Raw genomic sequence first — 17,362 nt, 5'->3', positions numbered from 1 at the left:
GTCACTTCTCCAGCCGGAGTGCGGAGTTGGGGCAGCTCTCGGCGCAGGCGCGCGCGGCCTCCTCCTCGCCGGGCGGTACGTCGACGGCGAGCACCGCCGCATAGCCCCATTCGTCGAGTCCGACCAGATCGGGGGCGTGCTCCTGGCAGAGCCCGTAGCCCTGGCAGCGAGTCGAGTCGAGAAAGAGTTTCACGGTGGTCCTTTCAGCGAGGGCACGCGCGGGGAGCCGAGCGGGTGGGGGAGGCGGGCGGGTCGTCGGCGACACGCGGCACGTGCACGACGAGCCGGTGACCGCCGGTCGGGGGTGCGGTGGCGCAGGCCGGGCACGCCGCCTCGACGTGGCCGCGCACGAGGCCGGAGAACGCGGTGAGAAGGCTGCCCGCCGTACTCGCGGCGGCGTCGAGCAGCCCGCACGCGCCGCGTCCGGGCAGCCCGGACGACCAGCGCTCCAGCCGTTCGGCGGTGTCGGTGGCCGCGGTGCCGGTGGTCAGCCGCCGCAGCGAATCCCGTATGGCGGCCGTGCCCGAGACGCACACGCCGCACTGGCGGGCGCTCTCGGCCGCGAGATGGTCCACGGCGTCGGAGGCGACGGCGACGGGGCACTCGCCCGGCCGGAGGAAGCGGATCGCACCGCAGCCCAGCGCCGTGCCCGCCCCGGCCAGTGCGCCGTGGTCGAGCGGGAGGTCCAGCGAGCCCGGTCCGATCAGCCCGCCGAACAATCCGCCCATGAGCGCGGCGGTCGCGTCGTCGCTGCCCTGTGCTGCGGCGAGCCGGCGCAGGGTGGTGCCGTAGGGGGCCTCCGTGAGCAGTGCCGTGCCGGTGTCGGAGGACAGGCTGAGCAGTGTGCTGCGGGCGATGTCGTGGCGCCGTTCCGGGTGGGCGGCGATGAGAGCGATCCGGGCGAGCGTCTCGACGTTGGAGACCAGGGTCGGCCGGTCGGCCACGCCGCGCTCGAACGGGCGCGGCGGCTTGGCGGACGGCAGGGCGGGCCCGCCGTTGATGCGCCGTACCGCAGCGGTCTCCTCGCCCGCCACATAGGTGTGACCGGTTTCGATCACCTCGACCGGCAGCGGTGCGGGACGCTCGGCCAGGGCACGGCGGACGCGTGCGGCCGCGTAGGGGTCGGACAGATAGACGTAGCCCTGTGCGGCCCCGGTGACCGCGGCGGCGCGGGCGAGTCCGTCCAGTACGAGGTGCGGCCTGGCCCGCAGCAGCCAGCGGTCCTTGACCGAACCCGGCTCGCCCTCCTCGCCGTTCGCCACGACGACGGGCACGCCGCCCCCGTCCCGGACGGCCGCCAGCTTCACGGCGGCCGGGAATCCCGCACCGCCGCGGCCGAGCAGCCCGGCGTCGGCAATCCGTTCCAGCAGTTCTGCCGGCCCGGCCGTCTCCCGGTAACCGCCTGCGTCGAGGTACGCCTCGGCGCTCTCCGCGACGTCCGGCGCAGGGCCGAGCACGGTGCCGGGTCCGCCGGGCACGAGGGTCCGGATGCGGGTGGCGGCCGCTGCCGTCGCCACACCCCCGATCACGTTCGCGTCCGCACGCCGGCTCGCCGCCGGCTCTCGGGTGGCGGGGGCCCGGTGGCCCGTGGCGGCTCCGGCCGTCCGGGCCGCTCGCCGCCGTCCGGCCGTGCCGGCCTCCGTTTCCCTGACGGGCCGGGCTCCCGGCCTCGGGTCCGAGGTCATCCCCGGTCTCCTTCCGCCGCAGGTGCCGACTCCTGGTCGCCCGTACGCCCGGCCGTGCCGGCGCGCAGGGCCCGTAGCGCCATCTCCAGCGCTCTGCGGTCGGGCGCTGTCCGTTCGTAGCCGGGACCGGGCAGCCCGATGAGCATCCGGTGGTGGTCCAGGACGACCTCGCCCGCCACCAGCGCGGCACGGCGGTCTCCTGGCGCGGAGCCGTCGGCGACCGCCGTGACCAGGTCGGTGACCTCGGCGAGATAGCGCAGCCAGCTGCGTTCGCTGCCGTGCAGGATCAGCCGCTCCAGCCGCCGCCGCTCGGCGGCGGCCGGCTCGGGGCGCGTCGCGGCTGCGTCCCGCGCACGGGTGCGCAGGGCAGCGACGGCTGGCGGCAGCTCCCGTTCCGGTTCGGGTGTCAGCCCGAGCCAGACGAGACTCCGACGACCGCTCATGCGTGCCTCCGGTGAGGGGGTGGGGATCCGTCATGGCGCGACCGGACGGTCGGGGAGCCGAGGTGCCTGGGGGAGCCGAGGTGCGGTGGACACCGTGTCCCTGGCCCGGGCAGGGGACGGGGCGCCATGAGACGGGGGATTCAGCGGTACGGGACCGGACGGCGGGCCGGCCGGGAAGGCGACGGCATCCGGTTCGCGAGAAAGGTCCGCGATCGCCGGGGAGCGGCGATGAGGACTACGCTAACTAATCAATTAGTCAGGCTGCAAGTCTTGACAGTACGGAAACCCGTCAGCAATCTGACTGACCAATTAGTCAGCGCGGTCTCCGGTGCATCTCCCGCATTCGCCGGGCCCCGCCGACCGCCCCTGGGCCGCCTCACTACCGATCGCCGCCTGCGCGGCATGGAGGAACCAGCCGATGCAGCCCGAAACCGAAGCCCCCACGGCCCCCACGGCGCCACTGAAGCAGGACCGCCCCGCGGGCCTCACCGGCTCCGCGGATGCCGACCGGCGCAGCACCGGTCAGGACGGAGCGGGCCTGGAGGCCCCGAGCCGGGCGCTGTCCGCCCACTACTACACCGACCCGGACACGGCGACCGCGGAGACCCGGCACCTCTTCGCCAGGTCCTGGCAGCTCGTCTGCCACGAATCCGACCTCCCCGGCCCCGGTGCCCGGCTCGCCGCCACGGTCGCCGGCCGCGAGGTGCTGGTCGTCCGCACCGAGGACGGCGCCCTCGCCGCCCATCTCAACATCTGCCGGCACCGTGGCACCCGGCTGGTCACCGGGCCCGAACCGTCCGGCAAGGCCATCCGGTGCCCGTACCACGGCTGGACGTACAAACTCGACGGGCGCCTGGTCGGAGCCCCCGAGGCGCGGCAGATCCCGTGCCTGGACAAGCCGAAGCTGGGACTGTTCTCCGTCCGCGTGGAGTCGTTCCTCGGCTTCGTGTTCGTCAACCTCGACCAGGACGCCGTACCCCTCGGCGAGCAGTGTGCCGGGCTGGCCGAGGCGGTCGGCCACTACGCCGGGGCCGATCTGGTGCCCCTCGGCCGCAGTCGTATCCATGACCTGGACGCCGCGGAGGTGCAGCACGCCAATTGGAAGGTCGCCGTCGACAACTACCTCGAGGGCTATCACGTACCCGTCGCCCATCCGGGCCTGATGCGCCTGCTCGACTACCAGGCCTACACCTGCGAGATCCACGAGGCGTACACGCTGTTCGCCTCACCTCTGCGCGACAAACCGTCCTCGAACTGGGCCGAGCGCCTCTACCAGCGCATCGCGGCACCCATGCCCGGCCTGACCGAGGCCGATCGGAGGGTCTGGCGGTACGCCGTGATCTATCCGAACACACTCATCGACTTCTACCCCGACCATGTGCTTGCCTGGACCGCGATCCCGACGGCGGTGGACCGCGTGGCCGTACCCGGAGCGTTCTACACGCGCCGTGGCACCGGGCTGCGCACCAAGCTCGCCCGGCGGCTGAACATCCACATCGGCTGGATCACCAACGACGAGGACGCCGAACTGGTGGCCCGTGTGCAGAAGGGACTCTCCACCCCGGGCTTCGAGCCGGGACCCCTGTCCCGCCGCGAAGCCGCGGTCGGCTGGTTCGCCGACCGCATCCGCGCCGACCTCGACGGCGCGGCGCCCTGAGCCTGACGCCCCACGGCCGCACGAGCGGCACTGAGCCGAATCCGCCCTACGGCCGGCGTGGAGCATGAACCGCCAAGGCCACCCCCTGACGAGCACGCAGGCGGTCCCCCCGAACCGACCCGCGGCTCCCTGGCCCCCCACGTGCACCCATGCCAGGACCACCCCGCCCGCACCAGGTGTCCGTTGCCCGCACGGACCCTACGGAGAGGACCACGGATGTCCCCCGACGCATTTCCCCAGTCCCGCCGCTCCTTCCTGCGCACCGGCTCCGCCGCGGTCGCCGGTCTCGGCCTGACCGCCGCCGGCTGCGGATTCTCCTCGTCCGGCCCTGCCGCCGAGAAGGCCGACGAGAAGCCCATCGACGTCAAGGTCGACGGTGACCTCGTCTACTTCAACTGGGCCGACTTCGTCGACCCGGCCGTCTTCGAGGGATTCGAGAAGGAGTACGGAGTCAAGGTCATCCAGTCGAACTTCGACTCGATGGAAGGCATGGCCGCCAAGCTCAACGCCGGCAATCGCTACGACATCATCTTCCCCACCGCGAAATGGGCCCAGCGGCTGGCGGAAGGAAACCGGCTGCGCCCCATCGACCACCACCGGCTGAAGAACGCCGACGCCGTCTTCAGCCACTACGACTACTTCGCCGACCCCTGGTACGACCCCGGTGCCCGGCACACCGTCCCGTTCACCATGTACAAGACAGGGATCGGCTGGCGGAAGGACAAGATCGGCAGCGACCTGTCCGGCTCCTGGGACGATCTGTGGAACGCCCGGGCCAAGAGCAAGGTGTTCCTCCTCGACGACCGCGACGAAGTCCTGGGCATGGCAGCGCTCAAGCTCGGACTCGACGTCTCCACGAGCGCCGAGGGTGAGCTGGGCCGCATCACCGACTCCCTGCGCTCCCTGCGGCCCCATCTGCGCGGCTTCTCGAGCGACAGCTACAACAACCTGCTCACCGGCAACGCGGCCATGACCCAGGCCTGGAGCGGCGACATGGCCGCCATGCTCAACCAGGCGAAAGACCCCTCGATCTTCGGCTTCGAAGTGGCGAAGGAAGGGGCCCCGGTCAACTCGGACTGCTATGCCATCCCCTCCGACGCCCGCCACCCCGGCACAGCGATGCTCTTCATCGACTACATGCTCCGCCCGGAGAACGTGAAGAAGAACATCGAGTACATCGGCTATCCGATGCCGGTCGCCGGCACGGAGGACACCTACGCCGCGCTCGTGGAGCCGTTCCCCGAGTGCCAGGTCTCCAGCGCCGACCTCAAGGACGAGCTCTACTTCCGCAACGTCACCCCGAAGGGCGAACGGGCCCGCGACACCGCCTGGACCCGCGTGAAGGCCGGCTGACGACATGCGACGACGCACAGATCACGCCCTGACCCGGCCCCGCAGACGCCCGTCCGCGGGCGGCAACCGGCTGTGGGCCTGGCTCATGGTCCCGGGCACCCTCTGGATGTCCGCTTTCCTGATCGCCTCCCTCGTCCTGGTGGCCGCACTGGCGCTCGGTACCACCGACCCCCTCGGCAATCCGCAGTTCGGACTCAACTTCGAGAACATCACGGCACTGGCCGAACCCGCCTACCGGGCGGTGCTGCTGCGCTCCCTCGGCTACGCACTGATCACCTGCGTCATCTGCCTGGCCGTGGCCTACCCCGTCGCCTACGCCATCGCCCTGCACGGCGGACGCTTCAAGAACTTCCTGATCGCCGCCATCGTCGTCCCGTTCTTCGCGAACTACCTGGTCCGGATGTACGGCTGGTCCGTCGTCCTGTCCGACGACGGCCCCCTGCTGAAGGCACTGCGCGCCATCGGGCTCGCCGACAGCGCCACGAAGATTCTGCAGTCCGGCGTGGGTGTCATCGCCGGACTGGTCTACGGCTTCGTCGTGTTCATGATCATCCCGCTGTACGCGGCCCTGGAGCGTATGGACGTCTCGCTGATCGAGGCAGGCCGCGACCTCTACGGAGGCCCCCTGCGGACCTTCTTCTTCGTCACCCTGCCGGCCACCCGGCAGGGAGCGGCAGCCGGCTGCGTCCTTGTCTTCCTGCCCGCGATGGGCGACTTCGTGAGTGCCCAGCTGATGGGAGGCCCCGACCAGATCATGATCGGCAACCTGATCCAGGACAAGTTCTTCCAGGGCCAGAACTGGCCGCTCGGCTCGGCACTCACCATGCTCATGATGGCGGTCCTGTTCCTCGGGATGGCCGGCTACCTCCGCCGGGCCCGCAAGGACGAAGCGGAGGCGACGCGATGACTCTCCGCCCGGCACTCAAACCGCAACGCCGCCCGGCCCTCCGTCCGGTCCGCGCCGTGGATACGCGCGTGGGAAGGAGCCCGGCCGCCGGCACGTCCCGCCTCCGCAGGCGCCGCCGCGGCACCGACCGCAAGCCCCGCTTCGCCTTCGCCGTCACGGCCGCGTTCTTCGCGCTCCTCTACCTCCCCATCGGCGTCGTCGTCCTCTTCTCCTTCAACTCCCAGAAGTCCCTCACCGTATTCAAGGACTTCAGCCTCCGCTGGTACTCGGCCTTCCTCAAGGACGATGTCCTGCTCGACTCACTCGGCATGAGCCTTCGTGTGTCGCTGGTCGCCATGGCCGGTTCGCTGGTCCTCGGCGTGGCCCTGGCACTCGGCCTGGTCCGCTGTCGCAGCCGCCTGGGCTCCCTGGCCGGCCTGATCATGCTCGTCCCCCTGATCACCCCTGAGATCGTCACAGGGGTCGCGGCCATGCTGCTCTTCAAGGGCATGGGCATCACGCTGTCCACCGGAACCGTCATGCTCGCGGAGATCACCTTCTCCATCTCCTACGTGACGGTCATCCTCCGGTCCCGGATCGCCGCCCTCAACCCCGAGGCCGAAGAAGCCGCGATGGACCTCGGAGCCAGCCGCTGGCAGGCGCTGCGCCTGGTCACCCTGCCCGCGCTGCTCCCCAGCATCCTCGCCTCCGCCGTACTCGTCTTCGCCCTCGTCTTCGACGACTTCGTCCTCGCCTACTTCACCACCGGCGTCGATCCGCAGCCGTTGTCCGTCCGCATCTACTCCGCCATCCGGTTCGGCGTACAGCCCACGATCAACGCCGTCGGCACCCTGATGCTCGCCGGATCCATCGGCCTCATCGCCCTGGCCCTGTTCATCCCGCGCCTGTTCGGCCGTCGCGGCGGCCTCGACCTCCTCTCCGGGAAGTGACACCCGTGACCACGACGACCACCACGGCCGCCATGGCGGCGACGCACACCGAACCCGCGGTCCGGCTCGACGCGATAAGCAAGAGCTACGGCGACTCCTTCGCCGTCCGCGACCTCACCCTGGACATCGCGCCGGGCGAGTTCTTCTCCCTCCTCGGCCCCTCCGGCTGCGGGAAGACCACCTCGCTGCGGATGATCGGCGGATTCACCGACCCCACCGACGGCACCATCCTGCTCAACGGCGAGGACGTCACCGCCCTGCCTCCCAACAAGCGCAACGTCAACACCGTCTTCCAGAGCTACGCCCTCTTCGACCACCTGTCGGTCGCCGACAACGTGGCCTTCGGCCTCAAACGCGCAGGCGTCGGCCGCGCCGAGATCCGCGAACGCGTCGCCACCACGCTCGAACGCTGCCGGCTCGACGGATTCGCCGACCGCAAGCCCCGCACCCTCTCCGGCGGCCAGCGCCAGCGTGTCGCCCTGGCCCGAGCGCTCGTCAACCGCCCCCAGGTGCTGCTCCTCGACGAGCCGCTCGCCGCGCTCGACCTCAAGCTCCGCCGCCACATGCAGGTCGAACTCAAGCAGATCCAGCGAGAGATCGGCATCACGTTCGTCTTCGTCACCCACGACCAGGACGAGGCCCTCACCATGTCGGACCGCATCGCGGTGATGAACGAGGGCCGCGTCGAGCAGTGCGGCACCCCCGAGGACGTGTACGAGCACCCGGCCAACCGGTTCGTCGCCTCCTTCATGGGCACCTCCAACCTCGTGCCCGGCACCTACCGCTCCGGCCAGGTCACCCTCGACGACGGGCCCTCCCTTCCCGTGGGCACCCGCGCCGGTGTCACCGACGGCACCCGGGTCAGCCTCTCCATCCGGCCCGAGAAGATCTGGCTCACCGACATCGAACCGGGCATGGCCCGGGCCGAAGGCGTCGTCCGGGAGACCGTCTACTCCGGCGCCACCACGACCTACCTCATCGAACTCGCCCCCGGAATCGTCCTGTCCGTCCTGGAGCAGAACACCGCACGCTCACGCATGGAGGACCGCTGGAGCGGCGGCGAGCGCGTCGAGTTCGGCTGGAAGCCCGAACACTGTCTGGTCCTGGACTGAACCGCCCCGAGCCTTCCAGCCGACCCACCGAAGGGAGAACACCCCCGATGAACCGCGACGTCATCGTGCTCGGCGCCGGACTCGCCGGGCTCGCCGCCGCACGGGACCTGGCGGCCGGCGGAGCCGACGTACTCGTCCTGGAGGCGCGTGACCGGGTCGGCGGACGCGTCGAGCAGACCACTCTGCCCGACGGCCGGCTCGTACAGCTCGGCGGAGAAGTCGTCGGCCGCGCCCACACGGCCTACCTCGCCCTCGCCGAAGAACTCGGACTCACGCTCGTACCCAGCTACGTCGCCGAACCCGGCGCCATGGCCCGCGCCACACCCGAGGGGATCTCCGCCGGGGACCCGCCGCACTGGTTCGGCCCCGGGGACGACGCCTGCCACCGCCGGCTCACCAGCACCTTCACGGCACTCGCCCACAGCGTCGCCCCCGACGACCCCTGGGCGCACCCCGACGCCGCCGCCCTCGACACCCTGTCCGTCGCCGACTGGCTGCGCTCCGAGGGCGCGAGTCCCGCCGTGGTGCGCCTGTGGGAGATCGGCCAACTCGCCCTGGCAAGCGGCTCGTACGAACGAACCTCGCTCCTGTCCGCCCTGCGCAAGCACGCCGCGGTGCCCGGCGGGGACGAGAGCGAGCACTACGACTACGAGGACTGGGAAGGACTGCGGATCGCCGAAGGCTCGGCGACCGTCGCCCTGCGCATGGCCGACGCGCTGGCGGGGCGGATACGCCTGGGCGCCCCCGTCGAGGCCATCGCCATACGGCCTGCCGGCTGCACCGTACGCCTCGCCGGAGGGGAGACGCTCACCGCCGGCGCCGTCGTCAGCGCGCTCCCCGTCGGCCCCCTGCGGCGGCTCACGGTCACCGGAGTGTCCGACGCGCGGCTCGCTTCCCTGCACCGCCAGCGGCAGGCCCTGGCCGCCAAGTTCGTCGCCGCTTACGACAAGCCGTTCTGGCGCGATTCGGACCTGAACGGACTGTCCGAGTGCGAAGGCGTCGTCGGCAGCACCTGGCCGCAGAACCGGGGAATCCTCTCCGCCCTCGTCCCGCCCGAGCGGTACGGCGTACTGCTCGGCATGCCCGAGGCACTGCGGGAGCACGAACTGCTCTTCGACGTCGCCCGGCTCTACGGCGAGGAGGCTCACTATCCGCTGAGCACGTACGTGCGGATGTGGGGCACCGACCCCTGGACCCGGGGCTACGTCACCCAGTGGGTACCCGGCGACGTCATGGCCGTCGGCCCCCTGCACGGAACCCACGAACCGCCCTTCTACGTCTGCGGATCCGACCAATGGGTGGCCGGTTACATGGAAGGCGCGGTACGCACCGGCCGCGCCGCGGCGAGAGAGGCGCTCACCCGTGGCTGAGAAGAGCAACGTGGTCCTCAACCACATCGGGGGAGTGGACGTGCCCGCCGCGTCGGGCCGCACGACGGATCTCGTCGACCCGACGACCGGCCTGAGGCACGGCACCGCCCCGCTCTCCGGCCGGGCCGACACCGACGCCGCCTGCGCGGCCGCGGCCGACGCCTACGAGCGGTGGTCCACGACCACGCCGGCCGAACGCCAACGTGCACTGCTGCGCATCGCCGACGCCATGGAGGCACACGCGGAGCACCTGGTCGACTCCGAGACCGGCGACACGGGCAAACCCACTGACCTGTTCCGGGCCGACGAACTGCCCGCGGTCACCGACACGCTGCGCTACTTCGCGGGAGCGGCACGGAACCTGCCGGGCGCCGCAGCGAACGAATACACCGAGGCACGCACCTCGCTCCTCCGGCGGGAACCGGTCGGCGTCTGTGCCCAGATCACGCCCTGGAACTACCCCCTGATGATGGCCGCGTGGAAGATCGGCCCGGCGATCGCCGCCGGGAACACCACCGTGGTCAAACCCGCCGACACGACCCCCTCGTCGACGGCACTGCTCGCCCGGATCGCCGCAGAACACCTGCCGCCCGGGGTGCTCAACGTGGTGTGCGGCGACCGCGACACCGGACGCGCCCTCGTCGCCCACCCGGCAACCCGGCTGATCGCCGTCACCGGAAGCGTCCGCGCCGGACAGCAGATCGCCGCCGCAGCAGCCATGGACCTCAAGCGCGTTCATCTGGAACTCGGCGGCAACGCACCGGTCGTCATCCACGACGACGTCGACATCGCGTCGACCGCCGCGCAACTGGCCGCGATCGCCTACTACAACGCGGGCCAGGACTGCACGGCTCCCGCCCGTCTGCTCGTGCAGAGCGGCATCCACGACGCGTTCGTGGAGTCGTTCGCCGCCCATACGTCGGCCCTGGTCCCCGGCACCGACTTCGGCCCCCTCAACAACGCCACCCAGCTCGCCTCGGTCCAAGGCCTGCTGGGCCGGCTGCCCGGTCACGCAAAGATCGTCACAGGCGGTTCCGGGCGGCCGGGGCCCGGCTACTACCACGAGGCCACCGTCGTCACCGGAGTCCGCCAGAGCGACGAGATCGTCCAGGAGGAGATCTTCGGCCCCGTCGTCACCGTCCAGTCCTTCACCGACGAGGCCGAGGCCCTGGGGCTCGCCAACGACGTGCGGTACGGCCTGGCGGCAAGCGTGTGGACGACGGATTACGAACGCGCGATGCGGGCGACACGGGCACTGCACACCGGGATCGTGTGGGTGAACACCCATGGCACCACCGTGGCCGAGATGCCGCACGGCGGAGTCAAACACTCCGGCTACGGAAGCGATCTGTCGCTGGCCGGCTTGTTGGACTACACGCAGGTCAAGCATGTGATGATGTAGCCCGCTTCGGTAACGTCGGCCGGCGGCTCCTGCAGTTCAACCGGTCGCGTGCGCCTCCGTGGAAAGCGGCCCGGCCGATTGTCAGTGGCCGTCCCTAGAGTGCTCCGTATGGGACCAACGCCACTGGAAGAATTACTGCGCCAGAACCCGGACGACCCCGCCGCACGGCGTGCCTACAGCGACGTGCTGCTGGGGCAGAACGACGCCCGGGGCAGGCTGATCGAGCTGGAGCTGCAACTCGCGCGCGAGGTGCGGGACGGCGAACGCGAGGCATTGCGGAGCGAGATCGACCAGCTGACGGAGGAGCATCAGGAGAGCTGGCACGCCGAAATGCCGCAGGGCGTGACGACTGTGGCGCGTCGATACGGCTTTGCCACCAAGGTGGCCGTCGCCTGGTCGGAGGAGGCACCCGCACGCATAGCCGAGGCCCTGCAGGGCCGCTTCGTGACCGCGCTGCGGATCCGGCCGGGCGCCGATGCAGAGGAGGCGGACGGCGAGTACTGGAGCGACGAGCCCGACTTCGACGAGGACAACATGCCGCTCCCGCCGCCGCCCCATGAGGCCGGTGCACTCGCGGACCTCGATTTCGGCGGGATCCGCGAGCTGGACCTCTCGTACTTCCGCATCGGCGATCCCGGGGCGAAGGGCCTCGCCGCCGCTGCCTCGGCCGGGCGGATCGAGACGCTCGACCTGCGCTACTGCGGCATCGGCAGCGACGGCGCGGCAGCCCTGGCCTCCTGCGGGAACTTCGGCAACGTCCGGCGGCTGCACTTCCAGTACAACCGGCTCGCCGGCGAGGGTGTGCGCGCGCTGGCACGTTTCGAGCGGCTCGAGGAGCTCGACCTCCGGCACAACCGGATTGGCGCGGACGGCGCACAAGCTCTGATCGAGGCGCCGTTCGCCGGTTCCCTCAAGCGCCTCCTGCTCTACCGCCAGGACCTCTCCGACGCCGGTGCGAAGAAGCTCGCGTCCGCCTCTCAGCTCCCGACCGCCCTGCGCAGCTTTTGGAGGAGTGTGTGAGCACCGAACTCCGCGACCGCTTCTTTGCCCTGTCGACCGGCTCGGCTTCCGAGGAGGAGGTGGCCCGCTACCGCGCCGAGGTCGACGCGACCGACACCGAGGCCGCCGCCGTGATCGACGGGCTGGCGGTCTCCTGGCACCCGACGGCGCGTTTCAAGGCGGTGCGTTTCGTCGACGCAGAGCGCATCGACGAGGTGGCGCGTGAGCTGTTCGCCCGGCCCAGCGAGGACGCGCCGCACCTGGCTGCCGTGTTCGTGGACCCGCGCGAGCTGTCGTTCCGTACCTTCGAGAACATCGTGCCGCTGGACCGGCTCTTCGCGGACGTGCCCCTGGAGCTGATGCTCGCCGAGCCCGTGGAGCTCACGCAGGACGCGTACGCGGCACAGCTGCAGCTGCCGGCCGCCGGCCGCGCCCGCCTCGAGGGCCTGGACGAGCTGAACCTCTACATCCCGCCGCTCAACTCCGGCTCCCGTGGCGGCGAACGCTTCATCTTCCACTCGGCGCTGCTGGCCGATGCGCTCACCAAGGCAGTGTCCAAGGCCCTGCCCAAGGCGATGCTCGACGGCTTCTCGCACGTCAACCCGGTGTTTCGCTGCAACCGCTTCGAGCCCGGCGACGCCAACTTCCACCACCACCGGGACACGCCCTACTACGATGCCGCCCGCGGACACGTTTCCCGTTACACGGTGCTGCTCTACCTCACCGGCGGCTCGGGCGAGCCCGCGCTCGACCTCACCGGGGGCACTGCCCTCACCGACATCGAGGCTTTCACCTGCGTCATCTTCGACCAGCGGTACGAACACGAGGGCGCGCCCTACCGCGACGGCCGCAAGGCCTTCCTGCGCACCGAACTCATCTTCCACCAAGCCGAGTCCGAGGTTGCACACGACCCGGGGATCGGCGCGCTGTTCAGCAAGGCCTGCTACCTGACCGGTGAGAGCGTCTTCGCCCCGGAGCTCGCCGGGCACGCCGACACCTACTACAACCAGGTCGCCGCCGCGCACTGGAACGGCCTGTCCGCCGGTGGTGCCGCGAGCGAGCCGTTCGTCCACAAGCGGTTCCGCGGGGTGGACTTCGTCGCGAACGGCTACGACTTCTGGTTCGCCAGGAGCGAGGGGCTCTCGCTCACCGAGTGCGCCGCGATCACTCTGCTCGACTACTTCAACTGCAAGCTCGGCGAGACGGCATTCCGCGACGTATGCCGGTCGTCCGTGATCGAGGCCGAAGGAACGGACTGGATTCCCGGCTTCCTGGCCGAGCAGCGCGGCGAGGGCAGCGAGCGCGCAGCGGACGTCGTCGCGGCTTTCGACAAGTCCCTGTTCTTCCCCGAGTCGGAGGAGACGAACAGCGCCTGCTGCCCGTTCCACTTCTGGGGTGAGTTCGACGCCACGCGCTTCGACGAGATCGTCGAGCTCAACGAGGCCGCGCAGACCTTTGCCAAGGCGCACATCATGCCGGCGCCCATCCTCATGCTGGGTCAGGACGTGGTCCTCGACCCGGAGAAGTTCATGGTCCAGGGCAATCAGATCCACGTTCTCAGCAAAGAATCGCTCGCGCCGGTGAACTTCGCGGCCTGCTGGAACTCCGGTGGCACGCCCTCGAATTACATCGACGTGGCCGCCACCGTCGGGGCGGCACACTTCCTCGTCCCGCCGATAGTCTTCTCCGAGACGGACGACTGCTACCACCTGCAGTTCGACTTCTTCCGCAACACCTGGATGGTGAAGCACGAGCAGGTGCGGGTGCCCGTCCCCAGGATCCGCGACGCCCACGAACTGGACTTCGACCCTGACGGCTGGGACACACGCGTTGAAGCGGCCGTGGCCTATCCCTGGATGGATGCGGTCGAAGCCTTGCTGAGTGAGAAGCCGTCAGGGAAGCGTAAGGCTGCCCCCTGGTGGGCTGACGAAAGCCCCCTCGCCGATGAGCTCTGCGGCTACCTCGCGGACATCGCAGAGGATTACGAAGAATACGACGACGAGGACGAAGAGCTCGACGAGGAGGATGAGCTCGTCGAGGAGGAAGGCGAGGGTGGCTCCTGAGTACCACCGCGCCGCGGCCGCCTCGTTTTGCGGGCCTCATGGGTCCGGCGCGCCGCGCCAGTCCCTTCTGGGATCGATTATGTGTTCGATGGTGAGTGGTGACAGGATGCGATCATGGCGATGGAACGTGACGTCTCCTCGGGGCTCGGCGCCGGTGATCCTGGGCCTTGGTCGGGCGACGCCGGGATCCCCGGTGACCTGTTGGTGGCGAAGGAGCTGGTGTACGGCCCGAGTGGGTTCACGTGTTCCCGGCCGGTGCCTGAAGCGGAGAGCATCGAGTACGGGGCGTTCGAGTTCACGCTGGATGGCTTGTCGGTCAGGTTCCGCGTGGCCAAGACGACCCCGACGAAGGTCGGCCAGTTCGTCACGGTGTGGAAGCGGTCCGCGAGTGGGCCGATCCAGCCCTTCGACGCTGAAGATCCCGTTGACCTGTTCGTCATCAGCACTCGCGAAGGCCGGCAGTTCGGTCAGTTCGTGTTTCCGCGGGACGTGCTGTGCGAACGGGACATCGTGTCGCGGAACGGCTCCGGCGGGAAACGGGCATTCCGCGTCTACCCGCCGTGGGTGACGACCACCAACCGCCAAGCCCGCAACACGCAGACGTGGCAGTTGAACCACTTCCTGCACCTGTCGGAGACCGAGCCCATCGACACTGCCCGGGCCCGCGCGCTCTATCACGCCTATGGCCGCCGTTGACGCACAACGCCGGGACGGCCTGCACGTCATCGGCCGTCGCCGGAACGAGTGATCCTCCGCCGCCTCTCCTGGGAGCGGAGCGGTGGCCACGTCTCATGAGGCTGCGGATCGTGCGAGGTCCTGCGGACGGCTGGGAGCCGGACGAGGACTGGCTCAGGAGGCCGCCCTCACAGCCCTGCCAGTCCGCGATTGGCCTGGATGCACCGCTGGGCCCACCGGGCACGCCGACGGTTGACGAGCAGATCGGCGAGGCAGGCGATCACCAGCAGAGCCGCGCAGCCGACGACGGCCCATGCCTCTCGCTCCTGGACCAGGATCAGGCTTCCCGCCAGTATCAGGGCGGCAGCCGCGCCGAGCAGGGACCAGCTCACGTCGCGCCCGGGCCGGCCGACGTCGAGCAGTGCGCTCAGGCGTTCCGCACGCTGCACGGCCAGGGCGGACAAGCGCGGCTCGGCCACAGCACGGCCGCGCACCGTGGCCCGGAAGAGTTCCCATCGGTCCCGCCACGCCAGCCCCGAAGCTGTTCCGAGCCACTCGTCCCATCGGCTTTCCAGCCAGTACTGCGCCAGGCGCTGCCGGACGAAGAAAGTCACGATCAGGGCCGCCGCCACGGCGAAGAGCACCTCCGGATATACCGACAGTGACCCCTTCCAGGCCGCCGTCATCGCTCCGGAAACGAGCACGAACCCGAAGAAGCGGAGCACGACCGCTCTGGACAGTGCAGACATGGGGTCTCCAGACATCGGTACGAGGCTGTGAGACCCAGGGTGTTCGGCCTGGTCAGGAGGGGTAAGTCCCGAGAAATCGTTACTTGACAAGAGGGCGAACACCGGCTGCCGTGCCGCAGTGGGTCAGGGAGTGTCGCCCTGCCAGTCCCAGCGGCGGGGATCGCCTGGGCGGGGGCCGTAGAGCGCACGACCTCCGGCGCCGAACGACCCGATCTCCGTACTGAGCGCGGCTCCTTCGCGCAGCTGCTCCTCGGACCAGCCGGTCACGTCGAGCAGGAGGCCGTCCAGCGGTCCTGCGACCAGTTCGCGGTAGAGGTGACCCGGCCGTGGCCCCGGGTCGGGTCGTCATGATCGCTGCCGTAGACCCTTCCGCGCATCAGTTCGTCCATGCCGGCCAGGGTCGCATCCGGCACTGACATCGGTGCTGATGGCAGGGGCGGTGTGGCGGCACGGTCAGGTGCGACGACGGGCCGTCGCCGCCGGTGGCAGACCGGCCCGCTGCGGCAGCATCGTGACGGCGAGGACGAAGGCCAGCGTCAGGAAGATGCCCGCACCGACGAAACCGGCGACGGTGGCCGAGCCGGTGAAGACGCCCGCGTCATTCGCGGCGCGGTCGTTGCTGGTCAGCGCGATCGCTCCGACTACCGCGAGGCCGAAGGCTCCGCCCATCTGCCGCAGCATCTGGCGGAGCACGGAGGCGTCGGCTCTCGCCCCGTCGGGAACGGAGTTCATGATCTCGGCACTGAGCGCGGGGATGGGCATGCCCATCCCCAGTCCGGCGGCGACCATTCCGGGGATCTGCCAGGACGGATTGTCCGGCGCGAGGGCTGCCGTCCATGCGGCCACGCCGACGGTGGCGCAGGCCAGCCCGAGCAGCGCCGGGACCCGGACCGAGCCGAAGTGGTCCCGCAGCCGCCCGGACAGGTAGGTCCCGACGGCCAGCGGGACGACCAGCGCGAGCAGTGCGGCGCCGGAGTCGAACACCGAGAGGTGCTCGACCTGTTGCAGGTGGACGGCGCCGTGGACCAGCAGGCTGAGCTGTGCCGCTTGTACCAGGAACGTCAGGGTCACGGCGACCGCGAAGGCCCGGATCCTCATGAGCCGCAGGTCCAGGACCGGTCGCCGGGACCCCAGGGTGATCCAGCCCGACAGGGCCAGCAGGAGGAGCCCCGTACCGATGAAGGTGAGCGTCCTTCCGTCCCGCAGCCCCCAGGCACCGCTTTGGAAGAGGCCGAAGACGAAGACCATCAGGGCGACGACGATGAGCACGGGCTGAACAACCGTGAGGTCGCCCTCCCGGGTGCGCCGCATCTGCAACCGAGTCTGTCTGAGCATCCAGAGGATCCCCGCGGATACCGGCACGTTGACCAGGAAGATGGAGCGCCATCCGAAGACATGGGTCAGCAGGGCGCCCACGACCGGGCCCAGCACCAGGAAGATCTGGGCGTACGCCGCGTAGGCGGCCAGGGCCCTTCCCCGCTCGTGTTCCGCGTGGGCCTCCGTGATGACGGCCGTGGCCACGGACAGCATCAGCGCAGCGCCCGCGCCCTTCACGGCCCTCGCCGCGAGCATGAACGGCTCCGCTGCTCCGCCCGGCGGAGTGAGACCGCAGCACGCGGACGCGACGGCGAAGAGCACGACCCCGCATTGGACGGTGCGGAGCGAACCGAACCGGCGGGCGATCATTCCGACGACGGCCGCCAGTGACGACAGCGACAGGACGTAGACGAGCGAGGTACATGGCTGCGGCATCGAGCCCCAGATCCCGCGCCATGGGAGTCAGGGCGACGGCGACGACGGTCTGGTCGAACAGGACCATTCCGCCGGCGCACCCCATCGCCGCGAGCAGATATCGCTTGCGGGACCGAGCCCGGCACTCCACGGCGAGCGCATCCATCGTGCCCTCCTGAGCGACCGCCGAGGGCCCCCGGGCACCTGCCGGAGGCCTCCCCGCAGCCGGTAGCCGGGAGCGGCACGTCATCCGCCCTGGAGCAGACGGGTCTTTCTCGCACGCAGCC

The 17,362-nt window shown here is 70.2% G+C and carries 15 protein-coding genes and 1 pseudogene; 10 read left to right on the top strand and 6 right to left on the bottom strand.

Annotated features, from left to right (window positions below):
* Window position 1 precedes the first annotated feature (1 nt).
* From AC0699_RS28980 to AC0699_RS28970, 3 genes are read right to left on the bottom strand one after another with little or no spacing between them, the layout of a single operon-like run.
* The gene (locus AC0699_RS28980; protein ID WP_478665954.1) at window positions 2-193 is read right to left on the bottom strand and encodes a ferredoxin; all 192 of its coding nucleotides are present in this window, start codon (window positions 191-193) and stop codon (window positions 2-4) included.
* 10 nt (window positions 194-203) lie between these two features.
* Window positions 204-1,685: an NADH-ubiquinone oxidoreductase-F iron-sulfur binding region domain-containing protein gene (locus AC0699_RS28975; protein ID WP_478665951.1), complete on the bottom strand. Its 1,482-nt coding sequence runs from the start codon at window positions 1,683-1,685 to the stop codon at window positions 204-206.
* On the bottom strand, window positions 1,682-2,128 hold the full coding sequence (locus AC0699_RS28970) for a hypothetical protein (RefSeq protein WP_478665948.1): 447 nt from the start codon (window positions 2,126-2,128) through the stop codon (window positions 1,682-1,684). Before AC0699_RS28970 ends, AC0699_RS28975 begins: the two co-directional genes overlap by 4 nt.
* Window positions 2,129-2,546: 418 nt before the next feature.
* Here AC0699_RS28970 and AC0699_RS28965 point away from each other — a divergent pair, with 418 nt between their 5' ends.
* The 10 genes from AC0699_RS28965 (at window position 2,547) to AC0699_RS28920 (ending at window position 14,616) form a co-directional block, all read left to right on the top strand.
* Entirely contained in the window at window positions 2,547-3,785 is a 1,239-nt protein-coding gene (locus tag AC0699_RS28965; protein WP_478665944.1) for an aromatic ring-hydroxylating oxygenase subunit alpha, read from the top strand.
* Window positions 3,786-4,001: 216 nt separating this feature from the next.
* Entirely contained in the window at window positions 4,002-5,138 is a 1,137-nt protein-coding gene (locus AC0699_RS28960) for a polyamine ABC transporter substrate-binding protein (protein ID WP_478665939.1), read from the top strand.
* A 4-nt stretch (window positions 5,139-5,142) separates the two neighbouring features.
* Window positions 5,143-6,045, top strand: a complete 903-nt coding sequence (locus AC0699_RS28955; protein WP_478665934.1) for an ABC transporter permease — start codon at window positions 5,143-5,145, stop codon at window positions 6,043-6,045.
* Between the two features lie 68 nt (window positions 6,046-6,113).
* Window positions 6,114-6,974 (top strand): ABC transporter permease, encoded by an 861-nt coding sequence (locus AC0699_RS28950; protein ID WP_478665931.1) that lies wholly within the window; start codon window positions 6,114-6,116, stop codon window positions 6,972-6,974.
* A gap of 32 nt (window positions 6,975-7,006) precedes the next feature.
* Entirely contained in the window at window positions 7,007-8,086 is a 1,080-nt protein-coding gene (locus tag AC0699_RS28945; protein WP_478666105.1) for an ABC transporter ATP-binding protein, read from the top strand.
* A 47-nt stretch (window positions 8,087-8,133) separates the two neighbouring features.
* A complete protein-coding gene (locus AC0699_RS28940; RefSeq protein ID WP_478665929.1) occupies window positions 8,134-9,456 on the top strand; it encodes a flavin monoamine oxidase family protein in 1,323 nt (440 codons plus the stop codon).
* Window positions 9,449-10,858, top strand: coding sequence for an aldehyde dehydrogenase family protein (locus AC0699_RS28935; RefSeq protein ID WP_478665928.1), 1,410 nt, complete (start codon window positions 9,449-9,451; stop codon window positions 10,856-10,858). Before AC0699_RS28940 ends, AC0699_RS28935 begins: the two co-directional genes overlap by 8 nt.
* Before the next feature lie 108 nt (window positions 10,859-10,966).
* On the top strand, window positions 10,967-11,878 hold the full coding sequence (locus AC0699_RS28930) for a hypothetical protein (RefSeq protein ID WP_478665927.1): 912 nt from the start codon (window positions 10,967-10,969) through the stop codon (window positions 11,876-11,878).
* Window positions 11,875-13,920 carry a hypothetical protein gene (locus AC0699_RS28925; RefSeq protein ID WP_478665923.1) on the top strand — a complete coding sequence of 682 codons (2,046 nt, stop codon included), beginning with the start codon at window positions 11,875-11,877 and terminating at the stop codon, window positions 13,918-13,920. Before AC0699_RS28930 ends, AC0699_RS28925 begins: the two co-directional genes overlap by 4 nt.
* A 120-nt stretch (window positions 13,921-14,040) precedes the next feature.
* A complete protein-coding gene (locus tag AC0699_RS28920) occupies window positions 14,041-14,616 on the top strand; it encodes a MepB family protein (protein WP_478666102.1) in 576 nt (191 codons plus the stop codon).
* A gap of 167 nt (window positions 14,617-14,783) precedes the next feature.
* Here the strand turns inward: AC0699_RS28920 and AC0699_RS28915 are convergent, their stop codons facing one another.
* The 3 genes and pseudogenes from AC0699_RS28915 to AC0699_RS28905 all read right to left on the bottom strand — a co-directional run bounded on the left by AC0699_RS28915 (window position 14,784) and on the right by AC0699_RS28905 (window position 17,096).
* Entirely contained in the window at window positions 14,784-15,344 is a 561-nt protein-coding gene (locus tag AC0699_RS28915; RefSeq protein WP_478665921.1) for a hypothetical protein, read from the bottom strand.
* 123 nt (window positions 15,345-15,467) lie between these two features.
* Window positions 15,468-15,733 (bottom strand): annotated as a pseudogene (locus AC0699_RS28910) (hypothetical protein).
* A 64-nt stretch (window positions 15,734-15,797) separates the two neighbouring features.
* Window positions 15,798-17,096, bottom strand: coding sequence for an MFS transporter (locus tag AC0699_RS28905; protein ID WP_478665919.1), 1,299 nt, complete (start codon window positions 17,094-17,096; stop codon window positions 15,798-15,800).
* Between the last annotated feature and the right edge of the window lie 266 nt (window positions 17,097-17,362).

The sequence above is a fragment of the Streptomyces sp. NPDC043870 genome (genome assembly GCF_056435785.1).
This window is presented reverse-complemented; position numbering and strand designations above follow the sequence as displayed.

Bases quoted from the DNA above. Each gene is read 5' to 3' on its own strand.
- AC0699_RS28960 (WP_478665939.1), top strand. From the start codon at position 4,002: ATGTCCCCCGACGCATTTCCCCAGTCCCGCCGCTCCTTCCTGCGCACC.
- AC0699_RS28945 (WP_478666105.1), top strand. From the start codon at position 7,007: ATGGCGGCGACGCACACCGAACCCGCGGTCCGGCTCGACGCGATAAGC.
- AC0699_RS28970 (WP_478665948.1), bottom strand. From the start codon at position 2,128: ATGAGCGGTCGTCGGAGTCTCGTCTGGCTCGGGCTGACACCCGAACCG.
- AC0699_RS28940 (WP_478665929.1), top strand. From the start codon at position 8,134: ATGAACCGCGACGTCATCGTGCTCGGCGCCGGACTCGCCGGGCTCGCC.
- AC0699_RS28920 (WP_478666102.1), top strand. From the start codon at position 14,041: ATGGAACGTGACGTCTCCTCGGGGCTCGGCGCCGGTGATCCTGGGCCT.
- AC0699_RS28975 (WP_478665951.1), bottom strand. From the start codon at position 1,685: ATGACCTCGGACCCGAGGCCGGGAGCCCGGCCCGTCAGGGAAACGGAG.
- AC0699_RS28955 (WP_478665934.1), top strand. From the start codon at position 5,143: ATGCGACGACGCACAGATCACGCCCTGACCCGGCCCCGCAGACGCCCG.
- AC0699_RS28915 (WP_478665921.1), bottom strand. From the start codon at position 15,344: ATGTCTGCACTGTCCAGAGCGGTCGTGCTCCGCTTCTTCGGGTTCGTG.
- AC0699_RS28965 (WP_478665944.1), top strand. From the start codon at position 2,547: ATGCAGCCCGAAACCGAAGCCCCCACGGCCCCCACGGCGCCACTGAAG.
- AC0699_RS28905 (WP_478665919.1), bottom strand. From the start codon at position 17,096: ATGCCGCAGCCATGTACCTCGCTCGTCTACGTCCTGTCGCTGTCGTCA.
- AC0699_RS28930 (WP_478665927.1), top strand. From the start codon at position 10,967: ATGGGACCAACGCCACTGGAAGAATTACTGCGCCAGAACCCGGACGAC.